The sequence below is a fragment of the Vibrio cionasavignyae genome (assembly GCF_050337155.1).
In the GTDB taxonomy this organism is placed as follows: domain Bacteria; phylum Pseudomonadota; class Gammaproteobacteria; order Enterobacterales; family Vibrionaceae; genus Vibrio; species Vibrio nomapromontoriensis.
This window is the reverse complement of the sequence record NZ_JAKJSR010000022.1, coordinates 92,437-105,503: the sequence shown is the minus strand read 5'-3', so window position 1 is coordinate 105,503 and position 13,067 is coordinate 92,437. Positions and strand designations below refer to the sequence as shown.

Genomic DNA, 13,067 nt, shown 5'->3' with positions numbered 1-13,067 from the left:
GGAAGGGAACAGATGAACCAATCGTGACGTTTTTGCTGTTTAAGCGAGTACTGTACGTAACCGCTCTGACAACTCGGTTCCTTCATTAATCTGCTGATTAAGCTGTTCGGTAATAATTTGAATATCATCGGCAACCGACTTGCTGTCCGCCACCGAATGAGCGACTTCACTACTGGCCTGATCCAGTTCGCCAATGGCCTGATTCTGCTGACTGACTAATTGACTTAGATCGCTAATTTCCGTTGAGATCACTTGCACCTGCTGGATCATTTGACTGAGTTCCGTCACTGTCGTTTGGATAGTCTGCTGACCAGAATTAATCTCACGCTGACTATCACCAATTAACGCACGGATTTCTTCTACCGAGTTACTGGTTTTCGAAGACAGTTCCCTAACTTGTTCGGCAACCACGGCAAACCCACGCCCATGCTCCCCAGCTCGCGCCGCTTCAATGGCGGCATTTAATGCCAGTAGATTGGTTTGGTCCGCCACGGTAGTAATAAGCTCCATCACCGACACCACTTTTTGGTTGCTGTTGTCTATATTCGTGATCGCTTGCGTTGATGCGTTTAGCATTTCGCTGCTGCTTTCTGCTTGCGATTTTATCGCTTCGGTTTGTTGCATGACTTGCGACATGAACACCACCGAATCTTGAGTAAAGGCTGAGAGTTGCTCTAACTGTTGGCTCATTTCTTCTGCTGCGCTTGCTTGCGAGGCACTGTTTAGTCCGAGTGACTGTACGTTATCTTTAAGCTGAGACGATTGCGTGTTGACGTGGTGTATCACGCCATCGAGTTCCTCGACACTTTCATTAACAACAACGAAGGTGGCATCTAATTTCGCTTGACCTTGAGTGGCTATCTCTCCTTGTGCCTCGCTCTCTTGTAAGGCTTTTTCTGCACGAGCAATGGCACTTTCTTTCTGTTTAGAGGTAAAACTTTGTGCAAAGCAAATCACCAGTAGTGGCAAAATCATTCCAGACCAGATTTCAATGTTTTGCTTACTGGTAGAGAGCGCTATTTGTGGGAAGACATAACCACTGGTATGCAGATACGTTAACGTACAAGCGATGAGTACAATCCCCACACTCCACGTCAATGCCATGATGCGCGATGCTGATAGATAAAATGCGACAATGAGTAACGGTGCCCAAAATGCTTGAGTGGAATCAACGATGCCACCACTTTGATAAATGATGTTGAGCGCATGGCTGGTCATGCCGAGAAAACCGACATTCAGCGCTATGGTAATGCCGTGAGTCCAGCGCAGCAGTGCTAACGACAGACATTCAAGGAAAATTAATACCACAGAGGTGGCAAACAACGCCGCGTGACCATTGCCGTGCCATTTAATCGCACTGTATAAGCCAACAACCAGCGCAACGATGGCAAATACAGCGGTTATCTCTGCTTTTCTGAGTTGAATATGAGGTAGGCGATCAGAATCTAAAATAAAGTAGTGCCATATGACGTTGTTTTTCATTGTTATTTGGTCCTTTGACTTAACTCATCGGACCAATTATAGGAGTTAACAATAATTTAACAATGGCTTTTTCTGATTTGAAGCGAAACTGTGGGCTAGCTATCGTTAAGTTTATTAATATCCCCAACGTCTAGCGATAACGTCCTCGTTTCGCTCCTGTGGCTTTACCCGCTAATGCAATCAGTGTTTTGTTGGTGTTGGCATGACAAATCGCCACACCCAACGCATCTGCCGCATCCGCTTGAGGTTTCGCTGCCAGTTTTAACATACTCATCACCATATGCTGGACTTGCACCTTATCCGCACCACCCGAACCGGTTACCGCTTGCTTAATAAGTCGCGCCGCATATTCATGCACGGGCAAATCGTGATTAACCGCGGCAACAATCGCGCTACCTCTGGCCTGCCCAAGCTTAAGTGCTGAGTCGGCGTTCTTCGACATGAACACCTGCTCAATGGCAAAAACATCCGGTTGGAACTGAGTGATAATTTCACTCACCCCTGCGTAAATTTGTTTTAAGCGTCCGGGCAGCTCTTTTTCGGACATTCGAATGCAGCCACTACCAAGATAATACAAGTGTCGGCCCTGTTGCCGAATAACCCCATAACCCGTAATGCGTGAGCCGGGGTCGATACCAAGAATAATTGACATAAACTACAATGCTGCCGCTACTTCATCTGAAATATCACCGTTGTGATACACTTCTTGCACATCGTCAAGATCTTCTAATACGTCGATTAAACGCAACAATTTGGGCGCAGAATCAATATCCAGTTCCGCTTTTGTTGACGGAACCAGCGTCACTTCAGCATTCACAGAAGTTAAGCCTGCTGAGTCTAGTGCGTCTTTAACCTGACCAAACTCCGCTGGCGTGGTATAGACATCAATCGCACCATCGTCATGAGTTTCAATGTCGTCAGCACCACTTTCAAGCGCGACCTCCATCACTTCATCTTCATCCAGCCCTGGTGAGTATGAAATTACGCCCTTCTTCTCAAACAAATAACTCACGCTGCCATCTGTGCCTAAATTGCCACCTGATTTTGAAAACGCATGTCGGACACCAGAAACCGTTCGGTTGCGATTATCAGTCATACACTCCACCATCACCGCGGTTCCCGCAGGACCATAACCTTCGTAGATGACGGTTTCCATGTTTTCATCACCTTCACCACCCGCTCCTCGGCTGACGGCTCGATTTACCGTATCTCGCGTCATGTTGTTAGACAGCGCTTTATCGATTGCTGCTCTCAAGCGAGGGTTATTCTCAGGTTCGGCTCCGCCTTCTTTCGCTGCGACTACGATTTCTCGGATCAATTTGGTGAAAATTTTGCCACGCTTAGAATCTTGCGCGGCTTTACGATGACGTATGTTTGCCCATTTACTATGACCTGCCATGAGGAATCCTTTGAGTTCTATTTATTTGGTTTCTATTCAATAGGATAAACGCGAAACGCGTCGTACACACCTTTACTTTATTTCACTATACCTAAATTAAATAAAAAAAATCCCGCCTTAGCGGGATTTTTTATTCACTGTCATCAAAAGTCTGTCACGCTGGCTATATGTATTCGCCAGCGTCGCTAGAACTTTTCTATTCTGCGTCTTTCTTTGCTGCTTTCACTGCAATCGCAAGTTCGTCTAACGATGCAGGGTTAGCAAGGCTAGGTGCGTCCGTCAATAGACACGCCGCCGCGGTTGTTTTAGGGAAAGCAATCACATCACGGATGTTTTCTGTGCCACATAGCAGCATCACTAGACGGTCTAGACCGAATGCAAGACCGGCATGCGGTGGTGTACCGTACTTCAGAGCGTCAAGTAAGAAACCAAATTTCTCACGTTGCTCAACTTCGTCAATACCTAGAATACCAAATACCGCTGACTGCATATCTGCGTTGTGAATACGCACAGAACCGCCACCCACTTCGTAGCCATTGATAACCATGTCGTAAGCATTAGAATTTGCCGCTGCTGGATTTGCTTTTAGCTCTTCCGCTGTCATGCCTAGAGGCGATGTGAATGGGTGGTGCATCGCGTGCAGGTTACCTTCATCATCTTCTTCAAACATCGGGAAATCGATAACCCAAAGTGGTTTCCACGCTGCGTTGTCGGTGAGCTCTAGATCTTTACCAAGCTTAAGACGTAGTGCACCCATTGCTTCTGCCACAATGTTTGCTTTGTCTGCGCCAAACAAGATGATGTCACCAGATTCTGCGCCTGTGCGCTCTAGAATACCGTTGATTACATCTTCGCTTAGGAATTTAGCCACTGGTGATTGAACACCTTCTGCGCCTGCAGCACGATCGTTCACTTTCATCCAAGCTAGACCTTTCGCGCCGTAGATGCCAACAAACTCACCGTAACCATCAATTAGCTTACGAGTCAGTGATGCGCCACCTGGTACACGGATAACCGCAACACGGCCTTTTTCGTCATTTGCTGGACCAGAGAAGACTTTAAATTCAACATCTTTTACTAGGTCTGCAATATCAACAAGTTCAAGCGGGTTACGCAAATCAGGCTTATCTGAACCAAAACGACGAATCGCTTCGGAGAACGGCATGATAGGGAAGTCACCTAGGTCAACGTTAAGCAGCTCTTGCCACATATCGCGAACCATTTTTTCTGTTGTCTCACGAACTTGCTCAGCCGACATGAATGAGGTTTCGATATCGATTTGAGTAAATTCAGGTTGACGGTCAGCACGCAAGTCTTCATCACGGAAACACTTAACGATTTGGTAGTAACGGTCAAAACCAGACATCATCAGCAGCTGTTTGAACAACTGTGGTGATTGCGGTAATGCGTAGAATGACCCTTTATGAACACGGCTTGGTACTAGGTAATCACGTGCACCTTCTGGCGTCGCTTTGGTCAGTACTGGTGTTTCAATATCAAGGAAGCCATTTTCATCTAGGAAACGACGAACAAAGCTTGATGCCTTAGCTCGTAACTTAATACGGTCACTCATCTCTGGGCGACGAAGATCGATATAACGGTACTTAAGACGCTGTTCTTCTGTATTCGTTTGGTTGAAATCAAGAGGTAGCACGTCAGAACGGTTGATGATTTCTAGGCCAGACGCCAAAATTTCAACTTCACCCGTTGCCATGTCTTTATTCACTTGGCTGTCTGGACGAACGCGAACTTCGCCCGTTAGCTTGATGCAGAATTCGTTACGAAGTTGGCTTGCCAATTCGAACACATCCGCCATATCTGGATCGACAACTACCTGAACGATACCTTCACGATCTCGCATATCAATAAAGATAAGACCGCCTAAATCACGGCGACGATTAACCCAGCCGCACAAATCTACAGTTTGTCCTGCAAGGGACTTGTTCAGGTGACCACAGTAATGGCTACGCATAATGAATTTCCCAATTTCCAATTATTAATTAAAATCAAATTGTACGAGAAGCGGCGATGGAAACAACCACAATACCCACATACAAAATTAAAGGTTCATTTATACTCGGAAAATCGTCTAAAATCGACCTAATTTGACAGTTTTATTGTGTTTAATTGCCGTCAGACTTAGTCTGATTAGTTAAACGAACAAAATATCAACAAAAGCGCAGTAGAAGGTAATATGAGTGAGCTAAGTTTACGGTTGGGCCTGACGATGTGGTCACATAATGATTGGCTTCATTCGTTTTATGGCTCTGGCACGAAATCGAGCCAAAGGCTCGAGCGTTACGCGTCGGTATTCCATACTGTAGAAGGCAACACGACATTCTATGCGACCCCAAGCGACAACACGGTGAATAATTGGGATAAAGCGACACCAGATCACTTTCGTTTTACGTTTAAACTGCCAAAATCCATTACCCACGAGCAACAACTAAGACATTGCCAAGCGCCACTCCATGATTTTTTAACCACGATGTCACCACTAAGAGAAAAGCTGGGCATGCTAACCATTCAGCTACCACGCCGCTTTGGCCCTAACGATCTCCCTGCCCTGCAATCATTTTGCCAGCATTTCCCTAACGATATGCCGTTAGGCGTGGAGGTTCGCCACCCTGCCTTTTTTCAAAAAGGCCCGCATGAGAAAGCGCTTAACCAATGGTTACTTGAGCATGGCATTGATCGAATCATCATGGATAGCCGCCCGGTATTTGCCGCTAAACCCGACTCACCAGCGGTGATAGACGCTCACAGTAACAAGCCCAAAGTACCGGTTCATGCTATTTCTACGGGGCAACACCCCATGATCCGGTTTATTGGTCATCCAGAGCTTGAAGCAAACAATCCATTTTTCAAACCCTGGCTGAACAAGCTGCCAGAATGGATTGCCCAAGGCAAACAGCCCTATCTCATGATTCACACTCCGGATAATCAGTACGCTCCAGAATTGGCGCTGCAATTGTATACGCAGTTACAACGGCATGCAGGGCAAGTATCTGGTATCAATCAAGTATCTGGCATCAATCAACCGATATCTTTGCCCTCTTTAGCATCCTTTCCCCCTAGCGCCGATGAACATCAGATTACGATGTTTTAAGCCCTTGATGTTTTAAGCCCTTGATGTTTTAAGCCCTAGACGTTTTAAGCACTAATTACGATGTTTAAGTACTAGCAATGACCTTTTATCGATAAGATCTACCGGCTGACATCGCCTGTAGCTACGGTGAGGAAAGAATGGCTTCATATAATGACAAGTACACTTGAATAGCGTAAGATGCGCGCCTTTTTATTACGTCTACAGAATGAGAGAGACGACATGGAAAACAAAGATACGATATTCTCTGCCCCTATCGCGAAAATTGGCGACTTTACGTTTGATGAAAGGGTGGCTGAAGTCTTCCCAGACATGATTCAACGTTCCGTACCGGGCTACAGCAATATCATTTCCGCTATAGGCATGCTGGCGGAGCGTTTTGCCAAACCTCATTCTGTTGTCTACGACCTTGGCTGTTCTCTTGGCGCCGCTACCCTGTCTATGCGTCGCCATATCCAGCAAGAAGGCTGCAAAATTATTGCCGTCGACAACTCTTCAGCAATGGTCGAGCGCTGTAAGTTGCACATTAACGCCTATCGTTCCGATACGCCTGTCGATGTGATTGAGGCGGATATCCGCAACATCGAGATTAAGAATGCATCGGTGGTTGTACTCAATTTTACTTTGCAATTCTTATCGCCTGAAGACAGGCAGACCCTACTAGAAAAGATTTATGAAGGTCTGCGCCCGGGTGGCATTCTAATTTTGTCAGAAAAGTACATCTTTGAAGATGACACCGCGCATGAGTTATTAATCGACCTTCACCATGACTTCAAACGAGCCAACGGTTATAGCGAGCTCGAAATCAGTCAAAAGCGCAGCGCTATTGAAAACGTGATGCGCCCTGATTCTATCGCCACGCATAAGCAACGCTTTAATGACATTGGTTTTAGTAGCTCTGAAGTCTGGTTCCAGTGTTTCAATTTTGGTTCTATGTTCGCCATTAAATAAGTCAATATATCGAGAGTCCCATGTTTAACTTTGCAAATTTTTATCAACTCATTGCCCAAGACACGCGTTTACAACCATGGCTAACGGTTCTTCCTCAACAATTGACAGACTGGCAAAATGCCCAACATGGCGATTTCGACCGCTGGCTACGAGCTTTGGCGAAAATCCAAACCGGTACTCCGGATAACATTGACCTAAAAACCAGCGTCACGCTTTCCAATTCAGACGCACTGCCCGTCGGTGAAATGAAGAAGCTAGAAAGCCTACTTCGTACATTCCACCCTTGGCGCAAAGGTCCTTATACTGTCCATGATATCCACATTGACACTGAATGGCGTTCAGATTGGAAATGGGATCGTGTGTTACCGCATATCACACCGCTCAAAGACCGCTCCGTTTTGGATGTTGGCTGTGGTAATGGCTACCATATGTGGCGCATGCTGGGAGAAGGTGCACGCCTTTGTGTGGGTATCGATCCATCGCACCTGTTTCTAGTCCAATTTGAAGCCATTCGTAAGCTTATGGGCGATGACCAGCGAGCGCACTTATTGCCGCTAGGAATTGAGCAGCTACCAGAGCTTGAAGCCTTTGATACCGTATTTAGCATGGGTGTGCTCTACCACCGTCGCTCTCCACTTGACCACCTGATCCAACTCAAAAACCAGTTGGTTCCCGGCGGCGAGTTAATTCTTGAGACTCTGGTGATTGATGGCGATGAAAACGCTGTACTTGTACCGTTTGACCGCTATGCACAAATGCGCAACGTTTACTTCTTCCCATCTGCGCCTGCGCTAAAAGTTTGGTTAGAAAAAGTAGGCTTTGAGAATGTACGCATTGTGGATGAGAACGTGACGTCAGTCGGCGAACAACGTACTACCGAGTGGATGACGCATAACTCTTTACCTGATTATCTGGATCCCAACGATCCAACAAAGACGATTGAAGGCTACCCAGCACCAAGAAGAGCGATCCTCGTCGCTGACAATCCAAGCAACTAAATTCACTTGGCTTCTCATTTCTTATGATATTTACCAAAGGCTTATAAGTCTGACGCAGCTCTGACAATAGGGAGTATCGCACTCCCTATTCGATGCGTTAAAATCCGCCTCAATTCATTCCAATTTACCACAACTGTTTAGGATTTAAGATGTACAAACGCTTGGTACCGCTTGTCGCCATCACTCTTCTCGCTGGCTGCGCTTCTGTAAACCACCAAGAACTTCACCAAAGTACCTTAAATGCGATCAAGAACTCCGAACAACACCTTGATAATCGCCTTACGAATTTGGATCTGCAACTAAGTAATCAAAGCGACTATATTGATAGCCTTGAGTCTGAAATTATTGCACTAACTAAACGCATTGATACGCTGCAAAACAACCAAGACTCAGCCGTAGAAAAATTGGCAGAGCCGAAAAAACAAACCGCCCCAACTCGCAACCTTAGCCCATCAAAGCCTGTCGTATTAGGTTCGGTTGAAAAAGTCGATCTTGATATTTTAAATCGCCGATTCGATGCTCGCGTTGATACAGGCGCAGTCACCTCGTCTCTTAATGCTATCGACATTCAAGTATTTGAGCGTGATGGCAAACAGTGGGTAAAATTCCATCTACTCGATGACAAAGCGAAGAAACAAGATAAACGTTGGATTGAAGCACCCGTTATTCGCTATGTGAAAATTCGCCAATCAACAAATGAAAAGGCGGAGCGTCGCGCGGTTATCGAATTGTGGATCCGTGTTGGAAATATCCATGAAAAAGCGCAATTTACACTGGCAGATCGCTCACAAATGACCCACCCTATATTACTAGGAAGAGAATTCATCAAAGATATTGCTTTAGTTGACGTTAGTCAGCAATATATACTTTCTTCTAACGAATGAATCTCTTTTGAATAACACTCTCAGGGAAAGTAAATTACAATAATAAGGTTGTTTATGACTTCACGTATTCCATTTTTTCTATCAGTTGGTGTACTGATTGCAATAGGTATCGCGCTTAGTGTCCTTAGACATGATACATACGGTGTACCTTGGACCCCAGGCGAAGCTCGTCAAGTTTGGGACATTGAATCCCGAGTCGAATTTAACGCGACCGGCCAACCCGCTAAAGTTTCTTTAGCCGCGCCATACACGCAAGAAGGCTTTACACTCATTAGTGAGTCAGCCTCTTCTCCGGGTTACGGCATCTCCTACGTAGATACAGACGCAGGTCGTCGAGCAGAGTGGTCTATTCGTGAAGCTCATGGACCGCAAACTATCTACTACAAAACTCAATTCCTTGTCGATGACCAAGCCGTCGCGAACTCAGAACCTCCATCAGGTGACATTGTTGTCCCAACGTTTGATGGACCTGAAGAAGCGGCCGCAACCGCTCTTATTGAAAGAGCGACCAGCCGTTCATCAGACAATATCACGTTTACCCGTGAGCTCATCAAAACCCTCAACGACGTTGATAGTCAAAACTCTGCGCTCATCCTTAATACGATGAACAAAACTCAAGCAGCGGCAAAACTGTTAGCGTATGCTGAGATTCCAAGCAAAGTCGTTGGTGTCATTGAACTGGAAGATGGTCGCCGTAGACAATCTATCCAACAAATGATTCAAGTCTGGGATGGCGCTAAGTGGCAAATTTTCGCACCAGAAGCCAATGAAGGCGAGAAGAAGAAAAACCTTCTAGTCTGGGATGAATCTAACGTTTCATTACTTGATGTCGTTGGCGGCAAAGACAGTAAAGTACACTTTACGATGATTGCTCAAGAAGTCAGTGCTCAAGAAGCCACCGATAGTAAGGTCGATTCTGACAACCTACTTAACTTCTCGATTCACAGCCTACCGCTGGAAGAGCAAGCGATGTTTAAGACCATCATGCTTATCCCGATTGGTGCGCTTATCGTGGTTTTGTTGCGAGTCTTGGTTGGCTTGAAAACATCAGGCACCTTTATGCCGGTATTGATTGCGGTGGCGTTTGTACAAACACAACTGGTTACGGGTATTGTCGGTTTCTTGCTTATTGTTGGTACTGGCTTGGTGATTCGAAGCTACCTGTCCAAACTTAACTTGCTGCTCGTTGCCCGAATATCAGCGGTAATCATCACCGTTATATTGATTATCTCCGTCTTTACTGTGGTCGCCTTCAAGATCGGGCTTACCGAAGGGCTTTCCATTACCTTCTTCCCTATGATTATCCTTTCTTGGACCATCGAACGTATGTCTATTTTGTGGGAAGAAGAAGGTGTTAAAGAGGTTGTGCTACAAGGTGGCGGCTCTCTGCTAACTGCAGTGATGGTTTATGTTGCGATGACCAATCCATACGTTCAGCATCTCACGTTCAACTTTATCGGGCTGCAACTGGTTATCCTTGGCACCATTCTTTTAGTCGGTACTTACACTGGTTACCGTCTAACAGAGCTACGTCGATTCAAACCTCTGACGGAGGACTAATCTATGTTGAATAAGATTACCAGTCCGTTCAAGCTACGCGAACGTGGCATTATGGGAATGAACAAGCGCAATCATAGCTACATTAGTAAGTACAATGATCGCTCTAAGTATCCGCTGGTTGATGACAAGCTGCAAACGAAGATTATTGCTGAAAAAGCAGGTGCAACAACGCCTGCCCTTATCGGCGTTATTCGTAGCCAAGCTGAAGTTAAAAAAGTTCACAAGATGGTGAAAGACTGGCCTGGCTTTGTGATTAAGCCCGCTCAAGGTAGTGGTGGTAAAGGCATATTGGTCGTCACTGAGCACAAAGATGGTGTTTATACTAAACCCTCTGGTGCAACGATTAACGAAGTCGATGTAGAGCGCCACATCAGTAACGCTCTTGCTGGTTTGTTCTCTCTTGGTGGCAAGAACGACGTAGCCGTGGTTGAAAACCTTATCAAATTTGATGACTGTTTTGACGGCTTTAGTTATGAGGGTGTGCCTGATGTACGAATCATTGTATTCCAAGGCTACCCCGTTATGGCCATGATGCGACTTTCTACTTCAATGTCTGACGGTAAAGCCAACCTGCACCAAGGCGCGGTAGGTGTAGGCATTGACATCGCAACCGGTAAAGCGGTTCGTGCGGTGCAATATGACCAACCCGTGACATTACATCCTGATACCGGAAAAGAACTGGCAACATTGGTGGTGCCTCACTGGAAGCGTTTGCTGACACTTGCCTCTAGCGCGTATGAAATGACAACGCTTGGTTACATGGGTACCGACATGGTTCTTGACCGTGAAGAAGGTCCGATGGTACTCGAGCTTAACGCACGTCCTGGCTTAGCCATTCAGATTGCTAACGGATGTGGTTTACTCCCTCGCCTACAGCATATTGAATCACTTGGGACACCAAACCCGTTTGACTACCCAACACCGGAAGAACGTGTTGAGTATGCGGCAAAAATGTTTGGCCACCATAACGAGTAGCCTGTAAAACAGAATAAAAACGGTGGGTTTATGCCCACCGTTTTTTTGATAAAAGTACTGGCAAGCTGATTACATCACATCATATTTGCGCTAGTTCTCACTTTTCTATTTTGTTCCCTCTAGATTTATTAAAAAGTCACACAACAAATAAACCAACTAATATCAATCACTTACCACGAACACATCAAAAATACCAAACCATTTAGCATTCACCCCACCAATAACAAGCCATCCATAGCCAGTCCAACCACCCAGCAACCACCTATAAAAACAACCATTTAGCGTGTTAACAACCCTCATACCATGCAAGCAAACCCTTAACACCACACTAAAAGCCTGATCTATAGGTAAATTTATATTTGTATTATTTCACTGCGCCTTAGACTCCCCGCCCTTTATATTTGCCGCGCCTAATAATGAGTACCCAACCTTTACTGACCCTGATTGTTAGTACCTGAGTGCTAGCACTTGAGTATTAACGCGCTCGCAACTCGTCGTTAATCACGACCCCAACATTATTAGGCCTACATATATGAAGTGATCGCGATTGCTTTAACTACTCTTTGGATTTTGTGGCTTGGAGACTTAAATGACCAAATCCGTTCTATATACAGCCTTAACACTTTCGTTAGCTCTTCTCTTTGGCTGTGATACTGACAACACAACTACCGCTTCCATTTCCCCTGTCAGCGTTAATACGATCGCCGTATCACAAAGTGATATTTTTCCTGTTACTGAATACGTAGGTCGAACTCGCGCCCCTGAAGATGTGCAGATTCGGCCACTGGTCTCCGGACGTCTTATTCACAAAGCCGTGTCTGAAGGCGCAGATGTAGAAAAAGGCGAACTATTGTATGAACTCGATCCACAGCCATTTCAGGTTAGATTAAACGCCGCTAAAGCCGAGCGAGCAAAAACTCAGGCACAACTCGCCCAAGCTAAGCGCACTCTGACAAGAGCAAGCAAACTGCACAGTGAAGGCTCATTAAGCCCACTAGAGTTCGAAGAAATTCAACTTGAGCACACCACCGCAGTGGCAAGTTATGAAATCGCGAATTCTGAATTTGATAAAGCCCAGCTCGAGCTCGACTGGACAAAAATCACTAGCCCAATTAAGGGCCGCGTGAGTAACTCTGAATACAGCTTAGGTGACATCGTCACACCTGAAGGACAGCCGCTAACTACCGTGGTCAAACTCGACACCACTTGGGTCAATATTTCGGTCAATGAAACCTCTGGTTTAGCCGAGTTTCAAAAAGCCATGATCTTGAATCAAAGCCATGCCAGCGACTTTGATGTCAATCTAAAATTAGCTAACGGTATTCGCTACCCTCACGCTGGCCAAGTGGGTTTTGTTGATAATCGCGTCGACGTAGAGACTGGTACCATCACCGTTCGTCTAAACTTCCCTAACCCCCAGCTCCTTTTACTACCGGGACAATATGTCACCGTTGAAGTGGTGGATGACTCCATCGCTTCATTATCGGTACCAACGAAAGCCGTTCAATATGATCAAGGCGGCCACTTTGTCTATGCTGTCGATGCCAACGCCACCGTGCAAAAAAAATACTTTAAGTGGTATCAGCAATTAAGCGATGTCTTTTTGGTTGAGTCAGGTCTAACGCAGGGTGAGCATATCGTTGTTGATGGGCTACAAAAGGTCAAACCGGGAACCATCGTGGATACAGCTATGACGGAAGAAGGATAACTCA

At 45.7% G+C, this 13,067-nt stretch carries 11 protein-coding genes; 7 read left to right on the top strand and 4 right to left on the bottom strand.

What is annotated here, in order from left to right; genetic code table 11:
• Positions 1 to 39: 39 nt before the first annotated feature.
• From L4D74_RS17840 to aspS, 4 genes are all read right to left on the bottom strand, one after another.
• Entirely contained in the window at positions 40 to 1,482 is a 1,443-nt protein-coding gene (locus tag L4D74_RS17840) for a methyl-accepting chemotaxis protein (RefSeq protein WP_428753713.1), read from the bottom strand.
• A 130-nt stretch (positions 1,483 to 1,612) separates the two neighbouring features.
• On the bottom strand, positions 1,613 to 2,134 hold the full coding sequence (ruvC, locus tag L4D74_RS17835) for a crossover junction endodeoxyribonuclease RuvC (protein WP_250617064.1): 522 nt from the start codon (positions 2,132 to 2,134) through the stop codon (positions 1,613 to 1,615).
• A 3-nt stretch (positions 2,135 to 2,137) separates the two neighbouring features.
• Positions 2,138 to 2,881 (bottom strand): YebC/PmpR family DNA-binding transcriptional regulator, encoded by a 744-nt coding sequence (locus L4D74_RS17830; protein ID WP_428753711.1) that lies wholly within the window; start codon positions 2,879 to 2,881, stop codon positions 2,138 to 2,140.
• A gap of 196 nt (positions 2,882 to 3,077) precedes the next feature.
• Positions 3,078 to 4,853 (bottom strand): aspartate--tRNA ligase, encoded by a 1,776-nt coding sequence (gene aspS, locus L4D74_RS17825; protein WP_428753709.1) that lies wholly within the window; start codon positions 4,851 to 4,853, stop codon positions 3,078 to 3,080.
• Between the two features lie 222 nt (positions 4,854 to 5,075).
• Here aspS and L4D74_RS17820 point away from each other — a divergent pair, with 222 nt between their 5' ends.
• The 7 genes from L4D74_RS17820 to L4D74_RS17790 all read left to right on the top strand — a co-directional run bounded on the left by L4D74_RS17820 (position 5,076) and on the right by L4D74_RS17790 (position 13,063).
• On the top strand, positions 5,076 to 5,990 hold the full coding sequence (locus L4D74_RS17820; RefSeq protein ID WP_428753707.1) for a DUF72 domain-containing protein: 915 nt from the start codon (positions 5,076 to 5,078) through the stop codon (positions 5,988 to 5,990).
• Between the two features lie 219 nt (positions 5,991 to 6,209).
• Positions 6,210 to 6,938 (top strand): carboxy-S-adenosyl-L-methionine synthase CmoA, encoded by a 729-nt coding sequence (cmoA, locus tag L4D74_RS17815; protein WP_265675081.1) that lies wholly within the window; start codon positions 6,210 to 6,212, stop codon positions 6,936 to 6,938.
• 20 nt (positions 6,939 to 6,958) lie between these two features.
• On the top strand, positions 6,959 to 7,936 hold the full coding sequence (gene cmoB / locus L4D74_RS17810; protein WP_265675080.1) for a tRNA 5-methoxyuridine(34)/uridine 5-oxyacetic acid(34) synthase CmoB: 978 nt from the start codon (positions 6,959 to 6,961) through the stop codon (positions 7,934 to 7,936).
• Between the two features lie 149 nt (positions 7,937 to 8,085).
• Positions 8,086 to 8,820, top strand: a complete 735-nt coding sequence (locus tag L4D74_RS17805; RefSeq protein WP_428753706.1) for an ATP-dependent zinc protease family protein — start codon at positions 8,086 to 8,088, stop codon at positions 8,818 to 8,820.
• A gap of 54 nt (positions 8,821 to 8,874) precedes the next feature.
• Positions 8,875 to 10,380, top strand: coding sequence for an inactive transglutaminase family protein (locus L4D74_RS17800; protein ID WP_428753704.1), 1,506 nt, complete (start codon positions 8,875 to 8,877; stop codon positions 10,378 to 10,380).
• Positions 10,381 to 10,383: 3 nt separating this feature from the next.
• The gene (locus L4D74_RS17795) at positions 10,384 to 11,355 is read left to right on the top strand and encodes an alpha-L-glutamate ligase-like protein (RefSeq protein WP_265675077.1); all 972 of its coding nucleotides are present in this window, start codon (positions 10,384 to 10,386) and stop codon (positions 11,353 to 11,355) included.
• A 589-nt stretch (positions 11,356 to 11,944) separates the two neighbouring features.
• Positions 11,945 to 13,063 (top strand): efflux RND transporter periplasmic adaptor subunit, encoded by a 1,119-nt coding sequence (locus L4D74_RS17790; protein ID WP_428753702.1) that lies wholly within the window; start codon positions 11,945 to 11,947, stop codon positions 13,061 to 13,063.
• The last annotated feature ends 4 nt before the right edge of the window (positions 13,064 to 13,067 follow it).